Raw genomic sequence first — 17,475 nt, forward strand, 5'->3', positions numbered from 1 at the left:
TGGTCGTCTTCGGTGCTGTCTTCGCCGACTGGCTGGCGGCCGCCGATCCCGTGCGCATGTCGCCGCGCGACCGTTTCCAGGGCCCAAGCCTCGCTCATCTTTTGGGCACCGACCAGTTGGGCCGCGACCTCTTCGCCCGGGTGCTCCACGGCGGGCGCATCGCGCTGGCCGTGGCCCTCGGCGCCACGGCGATCTCTCTGGTGATCGGCGTGGTCCTCGGGCTGATCGCCGGCTACGGGCCGCGCTGGCTGGACAACTTCCTGATCCTGGTCTTCGACACGGTGAAGAGCTTCCCCACCGTCATGCTGGCGCTGACCCTGGTCACGCTTTTCGGCCCCTCGCTGATGGCGGTGGTCGTGGTCGTCGTTCTCGTCAACGTGCCCAGCTACGCGCGGGTGATCCGCACACAGACGATTGCGCAGAAGTCTTCGGAATACGTGGTCGCTGCCAAGTCCATGGGCGCGGGCATGGGCCGCATCCTGCGGGTCCATCTGCTGCCCAATGTCATCGGCCCGGTGTTGATCCTCGCCTCCATGGACATCCCCGTGGTCATCGCCATCGAGGCGGGCATGAGCTTCCTGGGCCTGGGCGTGCGCCCGCCGACCCCAAGCTGGGGCGCGATCCTGAACGACGGCTTCACCAACATCCGCGAGTCCTACTGGATCGTGGTGGCGGGGGGGCTGCCCATCGTGCTGACCACCCTCGGCTTCACCTTCCTGGGCGAGACGCTGCGTGACGTCTTCGATCCACGCCTGAGGCAAAGGTCATGACGGTCCTCGCGGTCGATGGTTTGACGGTGGAGTTCGCTACCGAGCGCGGAACTCTGACGGCGCTGCGGGAGGTCTCCTTCGACATCCCGGAACGATCCATCGTCGGCGTCGTGGGGGAGAGCGGCTGCGGCAAGTCGACCCTGATCAACGCGATTCTGGGCCTGCTCGCCGACAACGGCGATGTCGCCGGCGGGTCCATGATCTTCGAGGGCCAGCACGACCTCGGGCAGATCGGGCCCGAAGCTATGCGGGCTTTGAGGGGGCAGCGTATCGCCACCGTCTTTCAGGACCCCATGGGCGCGCTGAACCCGGTGCTCTCGGTCGGGCGCCAGATGGTCAACATCCAGTATCGCTCGAACCTCTCCCAGCGGGAGAAGGCGGCACGAGCGGCCGGGATGCTGCGCAAGGTGCGCATTCCCGACCCGGAGCGCCAGCTCGACCGCTTTCCGCACGAGTTCTCCGGCGGCATGAAGCAACGCATCGCCATCGCCATGGCCCTGATGATGGAGCCGGCGCTGCTGATCGCCGACGAACCGACCACGGCCCTGGATGCGACCCTGGAGGTCGCCACCATCGAGCTGCTGCACGACCTGCAGCGCGACATCGGCTGCTCGATCCTTTTCATCTCCCACCATCTCGGCGTGATCGCCGAGCTCTGCGACCAGGTAATCGTGATGTACGCCGGGGAGGTGGTGGAACGCGGCACCGTGCGGCAGATCTTCCACCGTCCGCGCCATCCCTATACCGCCAAGCTGTTCGAATGCGATCCCGCCCGGCTGCACGGCCGCTCCCGGATGCTGCCGACCATTCCCGGCGAGGTGCCGGACCTGCGCGCAAGGCCCAAGGGCTGTGTCTTCGCGCCGCGCTGCCATCGCGTGACGGAGCAATGTGGCGAGCGGCCGCCGGCCCAGACCTTCGAGAGCGGGCACGCGGCGCTCTGCTGGCTCGCCGACAAGCCGGAGCTTGCGGAGGTGCAGGGATGACGGGCGATACCCTCCTGTCGGTGGACGACGTCAGCGTCACCTTCGCCGTGGGTGGGCTGGCCGCGCGAATGGCGGGCCGGCCGACCTCCATCGCCGCGGTGGCCGGGGTGTCCTTTGCGGTGGGCAAGGGCGAGACCTTTGCCCTGGTCGGCGAGTCCGGTTCCGGCAAGACCACCCTGGCCCGCGCCATCAACGGACTGCAGCCTGTCGCCGGCGGTTCCATTCGTTTCGAGGGGGACTCGATTACGGAGCATTCCGGCGCTGCGATGAAGCCCCTGCGGCGACGCATGGCCATGATGTTCCAGGACCCGGTGGGCTCCCTCTCGCCGCGTCTGACGGTGCGTGCCCTGGTGACCGAGCCTTTTCGCATTCACGGTGTTGAAGGCCGGGACATGAATGCGGAGACCGAGCGGCTGCTGTCGCTGGTGGGCCTCAACATGGACTTCGCCGACCGCTATCCGCATCAGCTTTCCGGGGGTCAGGCGCGGCGGGTCGGCGTGGCCCGGGCCATCGCGCTGGACCCGGCGCTGATCATCGCCGACGAGCCCACGGCCGGCCTCGATGTCTCGGTTCAGGGGGAGGTGCTAAACCTCTTGAACGACCTGCGCGAACGCCTCGGCGTTTCGATGGTCATCATCACCCACAACCTCCACGTCGTGCGGCAGATCGCCGACCGCATGGCGGTGATGTATCTCGGCCGGCTGGTGGAGCAGGGGGAGACGGAAGCCGTCTACACCGCGCCGCGCCATCCCTATACCGCGGCGCTGCTCTCGGCCAATCCGGAACCCGATCCCGATCTCGCGCGCGACCGCATCACGCTGCCAGCGGAGGTGCCCTCGCTGATGGCGCGCCCGAACGGCTGCGAATTCCACACCCGCTGCCCCTGGGTGCGGAAGAACTGCCGGACGGAGGCGCCGGCGGCGGCGGGCGAGGGCGATCGCCGCTTCACCTGCCACTATCCCCTGCAACCGGGCGAGCGGCCGCCCAAGACCGAAGAGCGTGTTCATGCCTGATACCGCCGCGATCCGCGAGATCGAGACCGCCTGGATCCCCATGCCCGACGGTGCCCGGCTCGCCGCGCGCATCTGGATGCCGGAGGATGCCGAAAGCCATCCCCTGCCGGCGATCCTGGAGTACATCCCCTATCGCCGCCGCGACCGCACCCGGCTGCGCGACGAGTCGATGCATCCGCGCTTTGCCGCCGCGGGCTATGTCGCGGTGCGCGTCGACATGCGCGGCTCCGGCGACAGCGACGGGGTGATGCTCGACGAGTATTCGCAGCAGGAGATCCAGGACGGTGTGGACGTGATCGCCTGGCTCGCCGCGCAGCCATGGTGCGACGGCAATGTCGGCATGTTCGGCAAGTCCTGGGGGGCCTACAACTCCTTCCAGGTCGCCGCCCAGCGCCCGCCGGCGCTGAAGGCCATCGCGCCGGTCATGGGGACCGACGACCGTTGGCTGGAGGACATCCATTTCTATGGCGGCGTGCTTGCCAACGACAATTTCTGGTGGGGCTCCATCATGCAGCTCTACAACGCCATGCCGCCGGACCCGGCTATCGTCGGCGAGGACCGCTGGCGGGAGGTCTGGAAAGAACGGCTGGAGGCGATGACCTTCTGGCCGGCCCAGTGGCTGGAGCATCAGACCCACGACGGCATGTGGCGCCACGGTTCGATCTCGGAGAACTACGACGACGTCGAGATACCGGTCTATTTCTTCGGCGGCTGGGCGGATCTCTTCCGTGACACGCCCTTTCGCATCGCCCAGCGGCTGAAGGGGCCGCTCAAGGTGCTGATGGGCCCCTGGGCCCACCTCTATCCCCATGAGGGTGCGCCGGGGCCGAAGGTCGACTTCGTCGCCGAGGTCATCCGCTTTTGGGACCACTGGCTGAAGGGCGAGGACAGCGGCCTGATGGACGAACCGCCCTTGCGGTTCTGGATGTCCGACGGCGTGCGCCCGGCCGGGAAATACGCCGAGCGCCCCGGTCATTGGGTGGAGGAGTCGGCCTGGCCGTCGCCCAACGTCGCGGTGGAGAGGCTCTGGCTCAACGACGGCGCGCTGGGCCGTGAGGCCGAGACGGCAGGCGCCGCGCTCTCGATCTGCTCGCCCCAGACCTTCGGCTCGGCGGGGGGCGACATGTGCTCCTTCGCCATTCCCGGCGACGTGCCGGTCGATTGCCGCATCGATGCGGCGGGCGCCTTGTCGTTCCGGACCGAAGCATTGGGGGCGCCGCTGGCGATCCTCGGGCAGCCGGCGCTGCGGCTGCAGGTCTCGGCGGACCGGCCCCAGGGCTTCGTCGCGGGGCTGCTCATCGACGAGGCGCCGGACGGGGCGCAGACGCTGATCACCCGGGGCTTCGCCAACCTCATGCATCTGAGCAGCGATACCGACCCTACGCCGGTGGTGCCCGGGGAGGTGATGGAGGTGACCGTGCCGCTGCACGGGATCGCCTACCGGCTGGCGGCGGGGCACCGGCTGGTGGTGCAACTCGCCTCAGCTTACTGGTCGATCCTCTGGCCGGCGCCGGAGCCCTTGACGCTGACGCTTGCGCCGGGCCGGTCGTCGCTGGAGCTTCCGGTACGGGCCGAGACGGCGGCAGCGCCGGCGCCCCGGGACCTGCCGGTGCCGGCACCGCCGGACAAGCCGCGGCCGAGCGCGCGCCTGCGGGAGGGCAAGCTCGAACGCCACCTCTCCACGGACCTGACCACGGGCCTGCACACCACACGGCTGTTCATAGACGGCGGCGTGTTCGGGCCCGTCGGCCTCATGCGGCTCGAAGACATCGGCACCGCGCTCGGCGACGTTTCGGAGCGGATCTATGCGATCCATCCCGACGATCCCCTCTCGGCCCGCGCGACCATGGACCAGGAGAGCCTGTTCGAGCGGGACGACTGGAAGGCCCGCATCAAGACGCATTCGGTGATGACGGCGACGAAGACCGACTTCCACCTGCATGCGACGGTGGAGTGCTGGGACGGCGAGACGCCGTTCCACAGCGTCGAATGGACCCACACCATCCCCCGCAACGGCATGTAGCGGCCTTGGAGCCCGACCCGAAATGAAACCTAGTCCGTCAGAAGACTCTCGCCCTCTGGCTCCCCCCAGGCGTCATTGCCGGACTTGTTCCGGCAATCCATCGGGGTCCGGGTCTCGGTCTTTCCATGGACCCTCGGGACAAGCCCGAGGGTGACGATGTGGAGAGTGAGTCTTGCTTATAAGGTATTGAAAATAGATAGCAAAGTCCGAGTCAGAGACTTACAGGAACAGCATTTATGGAACTAGACGGCGTTACGATCGTCACCGACTTTCCGCGCAAGGTCCGGGAGATCGAGAACACCTGGATCCCCCTGCCGGACGGAACCAAACTCGCCGCGCGCATCTGGCTGCCGGAGGACGCGGAGGCCGATCCGGTCCCCGCCATCCTGGAATACCTGCCCTACCGCAAGCGCGACGGCACGCGGGAGCGGGACGAACTGACCCATCCCTACTTCGCCGGCCACGGCTATGCGGGGGTGCGCGTCGACATGCGCGGCAGCGGCGACAGCGAGGGCGTCTGCCTGGGCGAGTATCTGCTGCAGGAGCAGGACGACTGCCTGGCGGTCATCGAATGGCTGGCGGCGCAGCCCTGGTGTTCCGGTGCCGTCGGCATGATCGGCATCTCCTGGGGCGGCTTCAACGGACTGCAGGTGGCCGCGCGCCGCCCGCCGGCCCTGAAGGCGGTGATCAGCCTCTGTTCGACCGACGACCGCTACGCCGACGACATTCACTTCATGGGCGGTGCCGTCCTGACCGACAAACTGGGCTGGGGCGCGACGGCCTTCGCCATCGCCAACACGCCGCCGGACCCGGCCCTGGTCGGGGAGCGCTGGCGGGAGATGTGGGTCGAGCGCCTGGAAAACAACGGCCTCTGGCTGATGGACTGGTTCCGTCACCAGCGGCGCGACGACTTCTACCGCCACGGCTCGATCTGCGAGGACTATGCCGACGTCGAGATCCCGGTCTATGCCGTGGGCGGCTGGGCCGACGGCTACAGCAACGCGATCTTCCGCCTGCTGCAGAACCTCTCCGGCCCACGCAAGGGGCTGGTGGGCCCCTGGGGGCACAAGTATCCCCACTTCGCGCGCCCCGGTCCGCGCATCGGCTTCCTGCAGGAGTGCCTGCGCTGGTGGGACCAGCACTTGAAGGGCCTCGACACCGGCATCATGGAAGAGCCCATGCTGAGGGCCTGGATGCAGGACCCGATGCCGCCGGCACCCTGGTACAAGACCCGGCCGGGGCGCTGGGTGGCGGAGCCGGACTGGCCGGCGCCAGGAGTTGACACGCAGACCTGGACCCTGGCGCCCGGCGCATTGGTGCGGGAGAAGGTGCCGGAGCGCCCGCTTGCCATCCGCTCCCCGGAGACCGTCGGCCTCGCCGCCGGGGCTTGGTGCGGCTATGGGCTGGAGCCGGATCTGCCGGTGGACCAGCGCCAGGAAGCCGGCGGCTCGCTGGTCTTCGAGACCGAGCCCCTGGCGGAGGACCTGGAGGTGCTGGGCTTCCCGGTGCTGGAAGCGGTGGTTTCGAGCGACCGCCCGGTGGCGACCCTCGCCGCGGTGCTGTCCGCCGTCGCCCCGGACGGCCCGGTGAGCCGCGTCAGTTTCGGCATCCTGAACCTCACCCACCGCGACAGCCATGCCGAGCCGGCGCCATTGGTGCCCGGGCAAGCTGTCACCGTGTCGCTGAAGCTGAACGCCTGCGGGCAGCGCTTTGCCAAGGGCGAGCGCATCCGTCTGGCACTCTCCACCGCCTACTGGCCGATCATCTGGCCGGCGCCGGAGCCTGTCACCCTGACCGTCACCAGCGGTGCCAGCCGGCTCCACCTTCCGCTGCGCGCGCCGCAGGCCGCAGACGCCGCTCTGCCGGATTTTGCCGCGCCGGAATGCGCGACCCCCATGGCACAGACGGCTCTGGCCCCCGGCTGCTTTGCCCGCGAGGTCACGGCGGACCAGGCAAGCGGGAAGACGGTCTATACCCGCGTGGGCGACGACGGCAGCGTCCATCACACCCAGACCGACCTGACGGTGACGGTCTCCAACACCGATCGCTTCACCATCGTCGACGGCGACCCGGCTTCGGCGACGGGCCGCTGTACCTGGCGCAAGCGCTATCAGCGTGGGGACTGGACCGCCGAGGTCACGGTCGCGGTCGAGGTATCGGCGCAGGCCGATGCCTTTGAGGTGACCACCTCCCTGGGGGCCCGGGACGGGCAGGCGGAGGTGCTGACGCGGAGCTGGAAAGAGCGTATCCCGCGGGACCTCTGCTGACCCGCGGGCACAACTTTGTGTCCAGGACTGTACATAGGTGTCTAGACGCGGGTTGAGGTTCGCAGTAGCCTCCTTTTGGACGGCGTTAAGGGAGCTTGGAGCATGAATTCGCACTATCGTGTGGTCGTCATCGGCGGCGGTGTGGTGGGGACCTCCGTTCTGTACCATCTGGCGAAATTCGGATGGACGGATGTCTGCCTGATCGAGCGCTCGGTGCTGACGGCGGGGTCCTCCTGGCATGCCGCCGGCGGCTTCCACGCCCTGAACGCGGACCCGAACATCGCAGCCCTGCAGGCCTACACCATCGACCTGCTGTCGCAGATCGAGGAGGAAAGCGGCCAGTCGGTGGGCATGCACATGACCGGCGGCCTGACCCTCGCGGGCACGCCCGACCGCTGGGAGTGGCTGCAGTCCGCCTACCGGGTCTTCCAGACCATGGGGATCGAAGACGTTCGACTGGTCACGCCTGAGGAATCCGGCGAGCTCTGCCCGGTCATGTCGACCGAGGGCATCCTCGGCGGTCTCTGGGCCGACCGGGAGGGCTATATCGACACCACCGGCACGGTCTACGCCTATGCCGGTGCGGCGAAGAAGAACGGCGCCACGGTGATCGAGCACAACCGGGTCCTGGAGCTGCATCAGAAGCCCGACGGCTGGGAGGTGGTGACAGAGAAGGGCACCATCACTGCCGAGCATGTGGTCAATGCCGGCGGCCTTTGGGCCAAGCAGGTCGGGCGTATGGCGGGCATCGAACTGCCGGTCTCCCCCCTCGAACACCACTACCTGCTGACCGAGTCCATTCCCGAGGTCGCCGCGCTGGACCGCGAACTGCCGCTGGTCGTCGACCTGGAAGGCTTCACCTATATGCGCCAGGACCAGAAGGGCATGCTGCTGGGCATCTACGAGATCCAGCACAAGCACTGGATGATGGATGGCGCGCCCTGGAACTACGGCGTCGAACTGCTGCAGGAGGACATCGACCGGATTTCCGAGGAACTGACCCTCGGCTTCGAGCGCTATCCCGTGCTCCAGGAGGCGGGGGTGCGCAACTGGGTGAACGGCGCCTTCACCTTCTCCCCCGACGGCAACCCGCTGGTGGGGCCGGTGCCCGGCAAGCCGGGCTACTGGTGTGCCTGCGCGGTGATGGCGGGCTTCCTGCAGGGTGGCGGCGTCGGCAAGAGCCTGGCCGAGTGGATGATTCACGGCGAGCCCGAGGCCGATGTCTACGGGATGGACGTGGCCCGCTACGGCGACTTCGCCGCGAACCGGGAATACATTAAGCAGACCACCGGCCAGTTCTACACCCGCCGTTTCGTGATGACCTATCCGAACGAACAGCTTCCGGCGGGACGGCCGCTGAAGATGGCGCCGGCCCACGACGCCATGACCGCCGGCGGCGCTCTCTGGGGAGAGAGCTGGGGCCTGGAGGTGCCGCTTTACTTCGCGCCCCAGGGCTTCGAGGAGACGCCGACCCTGAAACGCTCCAACGCCTTCGACATCGTCGGCGCGGAGTGTAAGCTGGTGCGTGAGGCGGCGGGCCTGCTGGACATCTCCGGCTTCTCCCGCTTCGAGGTCACCGGCCCCGAGGCCGAGGCCTGGCTGGACCATGTCATGGCCGGGCGCCTGCCCAAGCCCGGCCGCGCCCGCCTCGCGCCGATGCTGGCGCCGAACGGCAAGCTGAAGGGCGATCTGACGGTCTTCAACTGGGGCGACGGCACCTGGTGGATCATGGGCAGCTACTACCTGCGCCGCTGGCACATGCGCTGGTTCAGCGACCATGCCCGCGAGGGCGTCACGGTGCGCGACATCTCAGACACCATCGTCGGCTTCTCGCTGGCCGGTCCCCGCTCACGTGAGGTTCTGGCCGCGCTCACGCACCAGGACGTCAGCCACGAGGCTTTGCCCTTCATGGGCTGCACCACCCTCGACGTCGGTCTGGTCCGGGCCAAGGTCGGGCGCCTCTCCGTCGCGGGCGAGCTGGGTTACGAGATCCACTGCCACGCCGCGGAACACATCGGGCTGCGCCGCGCGCTGCTCGAGGCAGGCGCCGACCACGGCTTGGGCGAGTACGGCTACAACGCGCTACTGTCGCTGCGTCTGGAGAAGAGTTTCGGCATCTGGTCGCGGGAGTTCACCCAGGCCTATACCCCACGCATGACCGGCATGGACCGCTGGATCGCCTGGGACAAGGGCGACTTCGTCGGCCGCGAGGCGGCTTTGGCGGAGCGCGACGGGCCCGATCCGTCGCAGCTGCTGGTGACCCTCGCCATCGAGGCGAGCGACGCCGACACCTCCGGCTACGAGCCGGTCTGGGCCGAAGGCCGCCGGGTCGGCTTCGTCACCTCCGGCGGCTATGGCTACACCGTCGGCCAGTCGCTCGCCATGGCGCTGGTGGAGCCAGGCTTTGCCGCACCCGGCACCAAACTCAGCGTTCACGTCGTCGGCGTCGAGCGCCCCGCAGAGGTGATCCCGGCTTCGCCCTACGATCCGGAGGGCCGGGCCATGCGCCGATGACAGCGCGCGAGGCGAAGGCGCGACCGCGCCGGCGCCGTCCAGCACGGGAGTCGGCGGGCGGCGGCAAGCGCAACGTCGACTACCGGCGTCTGCGCAACCCCTTTCCGCCGGTGCCGGTGTTCTCCAGCGACGAGGTGGCGGCGCTTCACGACGCCGCGCTTCAGGTCCTTGAAGAACTGGGCATGAAAGTGCTGTTGCCCGAAGCGCGGGCGATCTTCGCGACCGGCGGTGCCGAGGTGGACGATGCGGAGCAACTGGTGCGCATCGGCCGCGACATCGTCGAGGCCGCCCTGGCTTCCGCCCCGCCCTCGGTTCCCATGAAGGCCGGGGCGCGGCATCGGGATCTGGTGCTGGAACTTGGGGCGGTGACGATCCAGTCCGGCGGCGGCGCGCCCCATGCAACGGACCTGGAGCGCGGCCGCCGTCCGGCGACCATTGCCGACTTCCGCGAGCTGGTGCGCATCACCCAGCAGTTCGACGTCCTGCATATGCTCAATCCGCTGGTCGAGCCGCAGGACGTCCTAGTGCACCTGCGCCACTACGCGGTGACCGAGGCGCAGCTCACCCTCTCCGACAAAGTGCCCTTCATCTTTTCGCGCGGCAGCCCGCAGGTGCGCGACGCCTTCGCCATGATCCGGGACTACCGCGGTCTCTCCCAGGACGACTTCGAGGCCGAGTCCCACTGCTTCACCATCATCAACACCAACTCGCCGCGCCAACTCGATATCCCCATGGCGCAGGGCCTCATCGACTTCGCCCGCCACGGCCAGCTTTCCATTGTCACGCCCTTCTGCCTGATGGGGGCCATGGCGCCCGTGACGGTTGCCGGGGCCCTGGTGCTGAGCCATGCCGAGGCGCTGGCGGCCATTGCCCTGACCCAGCTCGCGCGCCCCGGGGCGCCGGTGCTCTACGGCGCCTTTGCCTCCAACGTCGACATGAAATCCGGCGCGCCCGCCTTCGGCACGCCCGAGCAGGTGAAGGCCAATCTCGGCGCCGGCCAGCTCGCCCGCTTCATCGGCCTGCCCTGGCGCTGTGCGGCCGGTTGCGCCGCCAACATCAACGACGCCCAGGCCGCCCACGAGACGCAGATGAGCGCCTGGGGCGCGCTGCTGGGCGGTTGCACCGTGATGCTCCATGCCGCCGGCTGGCTGGAGGGCGGCTTGACCGTTTCCTACGAGAAGTTCATCACCGACCTCGAAGCCATGCAGATCTTCGCCGAACTCTGCGCGCCGACCCCCGCCGGAGAGGCGGACCTGGCCCTCGACGCCCTGCGGGAAGTGGCCCCGGGCGGCCATTTCTTCGCCGCGGCCCACACCATGGAACGCTACCAGTCCGCCTTCTACGAGCCCATCGTGGCCGACTGGTCGAACTTCGGCACCTGGACCGAACGGGGCGCCGTCGATGCCAACCACCGGGCGACGGGGATCTGGCAGTCCCTTTTGGAGACCGCCGACCCGCATCCCATCGACCAGGCGAAGGCCGAAGCGCTGAGCGCCTTCATCGAACGGCGCAGCGCGGAAGGCGGCGCGCCGCCGGAAAGCTGAAGCCTCTTCGCAAGGGAGCACGCCATGTCTGCCTTTCCGACCTTCGGACCGGACGCGACGACCCGGACAGTCAGCGCCAATGGCGTCACCATGCGCGTGGTGGAGCAGGGGAGCGGGCCCGATGTCGTCTTCATTCCCGGCGGCGATTCACCGGCAGAGGCTTACGTGCACCAGTTTCGGCTGTTGAGCGATGCCTTCCGCTGCATTGCCTACGACCCCCGCGGCGTCGGCGAGACCACGGCACCGCCGGCGCCCTGGACCATGGCGGACTTTGCGCGGGACTGCGCGGCGGTGATCGAAGCCTGCTGCGAAGGCCCGGCCGTCGTCACCGGCCTCTCCATGGGCGGTCTGATCACCCAGCAGGTGGCTATCGACTTCCCGCAGCTTGTTCGTCTGGCCATCCCCATGGGCACGGCCGCCTATATCGACGGCTTCACCCGCGACTGGATGCAGGCGGAGATCGACCTGCGCAAGGACGGTGTGGTTCTGCCCGATTACTTCCTCGCCGTGCACTACGCGGCCTACGCCTATCCGGCCAAGGCGCTTCACGAGCCCGAGCTCTGGTCGGCGGTGAAGGCGGCCTATACCGCCCGCTTTGCTGGCCGAGATCCCAAGGACCTGATCGACCAGTGGGAAGCCTGCCTCGACTTCGACTGCCGCGCGGCTCTGCCCCACTGCGAAGTGCCGATGCATGTGATTGCTTTTTCCGAGGACGTGCAGACGGCACCCTCGATGTGCAAGGTGGTGGCTGATCTGGCGGCCGACGGCCATTTTCATGAGATCGCCGGGCTGGGCCATGTCTCGCTGCTGCGCCACCGCCCGGAGGTGGTGGCCGCCAAGCTGCGCGAGATCATCACGGAGATGGAGCGATGAGTAGCTCCAACCGCCCCTTGCCCGAGAGCGAGGCCGTGCTGCTTGCCGGCAACATCAAGGCGACCCGCGAGGACTGGCTTACGGTCGCCCTGGATGTGCTCATCAGCGAGGGGGTGGAGCAGGTCAAGGTCCTCGGCCTCGCCGAACGGCTGAGCGTGTCGCGGTCCAGCTTCTACTGGTACTTCAAGAGCCGCCAGCAGCTTCTCGACGAGCTGTTGGAAGTCTGGGAGCAGACCAATACCGGTGCGATCCTGCGCCAGGCGGAAGCGCCTGCGCAGACCATTACCGAAGCGGTCTGCAACCTCTTTCGCTGCTTTGTCGATATCGATCTCTATAACCATCAGCTCGACTTCGCGGTGCGGGAGTGGGCGCGCCGCTCCGGGCCGGTGCGCCGGGTCATCGACGCGTCGGATGCGCGCCGGGTGGCCGCGATCCGCGCGATGTTCGAACGCCACGGCTATCCGCCGCAGGAAGCCGAGGTGCGCGCGCGCGTTCTCTATTTCATGCAGATCGGCTACTACACCCTGGAGCTCCACGAACCCTTGGAAGAGCGCTTGAGCTTCGTGCCCGAGTATCTTCACGCCTTCACCGGCCGCACCGCGCCGCCGGAGGAACTCGCGGACTTCGAGGCCTATGCCCTGGGTGTGCGGGACAGGAGGAAGAGATGACAGAAACCGCGGATGCCATCGTCATCGGTGCCGGCGTGATCGGCGCCGCCACCGCCTTCGAACTGACAAAGCTCGGCTACAAGCCGGTGATGCTCGACCGGAACCGCCAGGCGGGGCACGGCTCCACCGCGGGGTCCTGTGCGATCATCCGCATGCATTACTCGACCTTCGACGGAACGGCCTTCGCCTGGGAAGGCTATCACTACTGGCGCGACTGGGCGGATTACCTCGGGCTGCCCGGCGACACGCCCCTTGCCAAGTTCCGGGAGATCGGCTGCCTGGTGATGAAGACCGAGGCCAACGGTTTCTTGAAAAGGCACATGGAGAACAGCGCCGCCCTGGATTGCCCCTTCGAGGAGTGGTCGCCGGAGCGGATCGTCGAGCGCTTGCCGATCTATTCGCTGGAGAGTTTTGCGCCGCCGCGTCCCATGGAGGACCCGGACTTCGGTCTGCCGAACGGGGAGCAGGTTTCCGGCGCCGTGTTCTGGCCCCACGCGGGCTACGTCACAGACCCGGCGCTGTCGGCCCAGAACCTGGCTGACGCGGCCGTCGCCAAGGGCGCGACGCTGCGTCTGGGCGCGACCGTCGCCGAGATCCTGCAGGACTCCGGGCGTGCGGCGGGGGTCCGCCTCGCCGACGGCACGGAGATCCATGCGCCCGTGGTGGTCAACGTGGCGGGCCCGGCCTCCGCGCGGGTGAACGCCATGGCCGGCGTGCTCGACGACATGACCATCGAGACCCGCGCGCTGCGTCAGGAGGTGGTGCACGTACCCGCACCCGCCGGATTTGATTTCGAAGCGCTGGGCACCATTGTCTCCGACAGCGACATCGGCTGCTATTGCCGCCCGGAGCACGGCAACAACATCCTCGTCGGCAGCGAGGACCCGGAGTGCGACCCCCACCAGTGGGTCGACGACGACACCGCCTATAACCGCGACTTCACCGAGCAGTGGACCCTGCAGGCGCGGCGCTATGGCCAGCGGGTGCCGAGCCTGGGCATCCCGCAGAATGCGCGCGGCGTGGTCGACCTCTACGACGCCGCCACCGACTGGATTCCGATCTACGACAAGTCCGCCCTGCCGGGCTTCTACATGGCCTGCGGCACCAGCGGCAACCAGTACAAGAACGCGCCCATTGCCGGCAAGATGATGGCGGCGCTGATCGACTACTGCGAGGGCGGCAACGACCACGACACGACGCCGCTGCGCTTCCGGCTGCCTTACATCGGCCGGGAGATCGACGCCGGCTTCTACTCCCGAAAGCGGCCCATCAACACGGAATCGAGCTTCTCGGTCCTGGGATGACCGGCTGAGGGCGGACGGGGCTCTTCCCCGTCACCCCGGTTTGTAGTCGCGGCTGGCTTCCGGGTCGTCGGTGGAGTAGGGCAGAGCGTTCAGCGCCGCCCAAGCGTCCTCCGGGATCGGGCTGGCGGCCCATTCCAGCGTCTGCGTCACCCGTTCCGGCTTTGACACCCCCACGATGGTCGAGGTGACGCGCGGGTCGCGGAGCGAGAAGTTCAGCGCCGCCGCACCGGGCGCGATGCCGTGGCTGGCGCAGACCTCTTCGACCGCGCGGGCCGGCGCGAGGGCGGCCTCGTCGGCTTCCTGATAGACCACCCGCGGCATTGCCGCGCTGCCCTTGGCCAGCACGCCGCCGGCATAGGGGGCGGCGTTGAAGACGGCGATCCCCGTCTCCTGCGCGTAGTCGTACATCTCCTGCGCCTGGCGGTTCAGCAGGGTATAGCGGTTGTGGCTGATCAGCACGTCGAAGGGCCGCTCCCGCAGGATCGGGAACATGATGTCGATCCGGCCCATGGCCAGGCCCACGGCATCGGCAAGGCCTTCTTCCTTGATCTTGAACAGCTCGTCCAGGGCGCCGCCGGACCGTGTCACCTCGTTCAGGTCGGCGGCATATTCGGGGTCGTGCAGGTGCAGGATCTGCACCCGGTCCAGCGACAGCGCCTCCAGGCTCTCCTCGAAGGACTGCCGGGCGCGGGCGGCATCGAAGCGGTTGGTCTCCATGTCGCGGTCCAGCTTGGTGGCGATCACGAAGCCCTCGGGCAGGCCGCCGCGCTCTCGAATCGCCGCGCCGATGCGGCTCTCGCTGCGTCCGAAACCGTAGTTGCGCGAGGTGTCGAGGAAGTTCACCGGCCCCTCGAAGATCGCCTGCAGGGTGTCGCGGGCGCGCGCTTCGTCCACCCCGTAGCCATAGGTGTCGGGCATGTCGCCGAGGGCGGAGGTGCCGAAGCAGACTTCGGTCACCTCGAGGCCCGTGTTGCCGATCTTTCGCGTCTTCATGCTGAGTCCCCAACCACCTGAGAAAAGGAAGCGGCGGCGTACCGCTGCACGCCGCCGCCCGCGAAAATACCCGGCGTTACTGGGCCAGGCAGTTGCTGGCGTTCTCCGCCGTGCAGACGTCGAGGCCCGTGTAGATCGGGTCGTCGACGGACTTGCCTTCGGCCAGGTCCTTCATGATGAACATGGCCCTGTAGCCCATCTCGAAGGGGCGCTGGCCGACCTGGCCCTTGGAGAGCCCGTCGGAGAGCTGCGACATCTGCATCGGCAGGGTGTCGGCCACGATGATGGACATCTCACCGGAGTCCAGCTTGCCCTTGTAGGGTTCGACGGCCTGGCGATAAGCGTTGTCGTACCACTGGGTGAAGGCGCCGGTGGAGATGAAGGCGGTCAGATCGCCTTCCTTGGCCAGGATATCGGTCAGGCCCTGCACGGCCTTGTTGCCGTCGTCATCGGTGATCAGCGGGCAGCCCGAAACCTCGGTCCAGCCGTTCTCGCCGGCCAGCGGATCGCTCGGCGGGGTGGTGCCGGAGCGGCCGCCCAGGGTGTCGCGGATGCCCTGCAGACGCTCGTTGTGGTTGGCCGCCGCGGCGCCGCCGGTCTGCAGGCAGATCTTGCCGCCGCCGGGGTGCAGCTTCTGGGCGATCTTGGCCAGGTTCACGCCGATGTCGTAGTTCTTGGTGCCGACATAGGTGGAGCGCACCTCGGCATCCTGCGGCAGCACGTCGGAATCCCAGGTCATGACCGGAATGCCGGCGGCCACAGCAGCCTTCAGGGCCTTGCCCATGGCCGGGGCGTTGGAGGGGGCGACGGCGATGCCGTCGATGCCCTGGCTGATCAGATCCTGAACGATCTGGATCTGCTCGAGCTCGGTGTGCTCGCCCGGGCCGATGTAGACGCATTCGACGTCGGCCAGTTCGGCCTGTGCCTTGTAGCAGCCGTCGCGTGCGAGGTCGAAGAAGGGATTGTTCATCGCCTTCGGAACGAGGGCGAATTTATAACCCTCCGCCGCGGCGATCCCCGGCAGGGCAAGCGTGGCGATCATCGCCAGTGTCGTGAGTTTCTTCAATTCTTCCTCCCGTATTCATGTGGAGTCTTGGTGGCGGTGGTTATGGTCGTCCACGGTTGCGAATCTGCTCCAGAAGCACCGCCAGGATCAGGAACAGACCAACAAAGAACTGCTGCCAGAGGGCATCGATGCCCGCGAGCAGCAGCGAATTCCGGATAAGCTCCATCAGCGCCGCGCCGATGGGGGCGCCCAGGGCATAAGCGACGCCGCCCATCAGGTTGGCACCGCCGATCACGGTGGCCGCGATGACGTTGAGTTCGTAGGTGAGGCCAAGGGCGTTGGTGACCGAGCCGAACCAGCCGACCATCAGGAAGGCGGCAAGCCCGGCGCAGAGCGAGCAGATGACGTAGACGGAGATGATGACCTGCTCCACCGGGATGCCGGCGAGCCTTGCGGCCTGCACGTTGCCGCCGACGGCGAAGACCCAACGGCCCCAGGTGGAATAGCGATAGGCCCACCAGAAGACGAAGGTCAGGATAGCGAGCACCCAGACCGGGTTGGGCACGCCGAAGACGCTTTCGCCGCCGATCCACTCGAAGAGATCCTGATCGGGGCCGAACTCGTAGACCATCTTGTTGTTGGAGATCACCATAGCGATGGAGCGCGCCATGGCCAGCATGCCCAGGGTCACCACGAAGGGCGCCATGCGCAGATAGGCGATCAGGGCGCCGTTGATCATGCCGACCAGCGCCGCCGTTCCCATGCAGGCCAGGAATCCGAAGCCGATGGAATAGCCGGCCTGCATTACGAGACCGGCGACGATGCCGGTCAGTCCCATCAGCGAGCCCACGGAGAGGTCGATCCCGGCGGTGCAGATCACCGCCGACATGCCCAGCGCCATGATGCCGAAGAAGGCGAAGTTGCGGGTGATGTTGAAGAGATTGCGGTCGGTCAGGAAGGCGTCGGAGACGAAGGTCATCACCACCCCGATCGCCAGAATTGCGACGAACACCCAGAAGGGCTGGGTGCGGATCGCCGCCTGGAAGCCGGTCATCTCGCGATGCTCGGTGACGCTCTCGTCGATCTTGGCGTGGCCCGCCTTGGTGGTGTCTGTCATGCCCGTTCAATCGCCCCCGTGATCAGACCCGTGACTTCCTCCGGGCTTGTTTCGTTGATGTGCTTGTCCGCCACCTTGTTGCCGCGCCGCAGCACCGTCACCCGGTCGCAGACCGAAAAGACGTCGGGCATGCGGTGAGAGACCAGGACCACGGCGTGGTTGGTCTCCTTCAGGCGGCGGATCAGGTCGAGCACTTCGGCCACCTGCCGCACGGAAATCGCCGCGGTGGGCTCGTCCATCAGCACCAGCTTGGGATCGGAGAGGCGGGTGCGCGCGATGGCCACGGCTTGGCGCTGGCCGCCCGACATCTGACGCACCAGGTCGCGCGGCCTGGTCTCGGACTTGAGCTCGGCGAACAGCTCGGCGGTGCGCGCATACATCGAGGGGTAGTCGAGAAAGC

At 67.6% G+C, this 17,475-nt stretch carries 14 protein-coding genes; 10 read left to right on the plus strand and 4 right to left on the minus strand.

Annotation, left to right across the window (positions count from 1 at the left end):
• The 10 genes from Q0996_RS14910 to Q0996_RS14955 all read left to right on the plus strand — a co-directional run.
• Positions 1 to 770: ABC transporter permease (locus Q0996_RS14910; protein WP_299621237.1), on the plus strand; the 770-nt coding region annotated here is incomplete at its 5' end.
• Positions 767 to 1,753 carry an ABC transporter ATP-binding protein gene (locus Q0996_RS14915; protein WP_299621240.1) on the plus strand — a complete coding sequence of 329 codons (987 nt, stop codon included), beginning with the start codon at positions 767 to 769 and terminating at the stop codon, positions 1,751 to 1,753. The genes Q0996_RS14910 and Q0996_RS14915, both read left to right, overlap by 4 nt.
• A complete protein-coding gene (locus Q0996_RS14920; protein ID WP_299621243.1) occupies positions 1,750 to 2,766 on the plus strand; it encodes an ABC transporter ATP-binding protein in 1,017 nt (338 codons plus the stop codon). Before Q0996_RS14915 ends, Q0996_RS14920 begins: the two co-directional genes overlap by 4 nt.
• On the plus strand, positions 2,759 to 4,789 hold the full coding sequence (locus Q0996_RS14925) for a CocE/NonD family hydrolase (protein WP_299621247.1): 2,031 nt from the start codon (positions 2,759 to 2,761) through the stop codon (positions 4,787 to 4,789). The genes Q0996_RS14920 and Q0996_RS14925 overlap by 8 nt, the downstream gene beginning before the upstream one ends.
• A gap of 236 nt (positions 4,790 to 5,025) precedes the next feature.
• On the plus strand, positions 5,026 to 7,056 hold the full coding sequence (locus Q0996_RS14930; protein ID WP_299621250.1) for a CocE/NonD family hydrolase: 2,031 nt from the start codon (positions 5,026 to 5,028) through the stop codon (positions 7,054 to 7,056).
• A gap of 102 nt (positions 7,057 to 7,158) precedes the next feature.
• The gene (locus Q0996_RS14935; protein WP_299621253.1) at positions 7,159 to 9,570 is read left to right on the plus strand and encodes an FAD-dependent oxidoreductase; all 2,412 of its coding nucleotides are present in this window, start codon (positions 7,159 to 7,161) and stop codon (positions 9,568 to 9,570) included.
• On the plus strand, positions 9,567 to 11,114 hold the full coding sequence (locus Q0996_RS14940) for a trimethylamine methyltransferase family protein (protein WP_299621256.1): 1,548 nt from the start codon (positions 9,567 to 9,569) through the stop codon (positions 11,112 to 11,114). The genes Q0996_RS14935 and Q0996_RS14940 overlap by 4 nt, the downstream gene beginning before the upstream one ends.
• Before the next feature lie 24 nt (positions 11,115 to 11,138).
• On the plus strand, positions 11,139 to 11,987 hold the full coding sequence (locus Q0996_RS14945; protein ID WP_299621258.1) for an alpha/beta fold hydrolase: 849 nt from the start codon (positions 11,139 to 11,141) through the stop codon (positions 11,985 to 11,987).
• A complete protein-coding gene (locus Q0996_RS14950) occupies positions 11,984 to 12,655 on the plus strand; it encodes a TetR/AcrR family transcriptional regulator (protein WP_299621261.1) in 672 nt (223 codons plus the stop codon). Before Q0996_RS14945 ends, Q0996_RS14950 begins: the two co-directional genes overlap by 4 nt.
• The gene (locus tag Q0996_RS14955; protein WP_299621264.1) at positions 12,652 to 13,959 is read left to right on the plus strand and encodes an FAD-binding oxidoreductase; all 1,308 of its coding nucleotides are present in this window, start codon (positions 12,652 to 12,654) and stop codon (positions 13,957 to 13,959) included. Before Q0996_RS14950 ends, Q0996_RS14955 begins: the two co-directional genes overlap by 4 nt.
• Before the next feature lie 30 nt (positions 13,960 to 13,989).
• On the opposite strand, the gene Q0996_RS14960 is transcribed toward Q0996_RS14955, so the two are convergent.
• The 4 genes from Q0996_RS14960 to Q0996_RS14975 all read right to left on the minus strand — a co-directional run.
• On the minus strand, positions 13,990 to 14,952 hold the full coding sequence (locus Q0996_RS14960) for an aldo/keto reductase (RefSeq protein WP_299621267.1): 963 nt from the start codon (positions 14,950 to 14,952) through the stop codon (positions 13,990 to 13,992).
• Between the two features lie 76 nt (positions 14,953 to 15,028).
• Positions 15,029 to 16,018 carry a sugar-binding protein gene (locus tag Q0996_RS14965; RefSeq protein WP_299621270.1) on the minus strand — a complete coding sequence of 330 codons (990 nt, stop codon included), beginning with the start codon at positions 16,016 to 16,018 and terminating at the stop codon, positions 15,029 to 15,031.
• A gap of 40 nt (positions 16,019 to 16,058) precedes the next feature.
• Positions 16,059 to 17,075, minus strand: a complete 1,017-nt coding sequence (locus tag Q0996_RS14970) for an ABC transporter permease (RefSeq protein WP_299621273.1) — start codon at positions 17,073 to 17,075, stop codon at positions 16,059 to 16,061.
• The coding region (locus tag Q0996_RS14975) for an ATP-binding cassette domain-containing protein (RefSeq protein ID WP_299621276.1) at positions 17,072 to 17,475 on the minus strand (404 nt) is incomplete at its 5' end. The genes Q0996_RS14975 and Q0996_RS14970, both read right to left, overlap by 4 nt.

The sequence above is a fragment of the Pelagibius sp. genome (assembly GCF_028289705.1).
GTDB lineage: Bacteria > Pseudomonadota > Alphaproteobacteria > Kiloniellales > Kiloniellaceae > Pelagibius.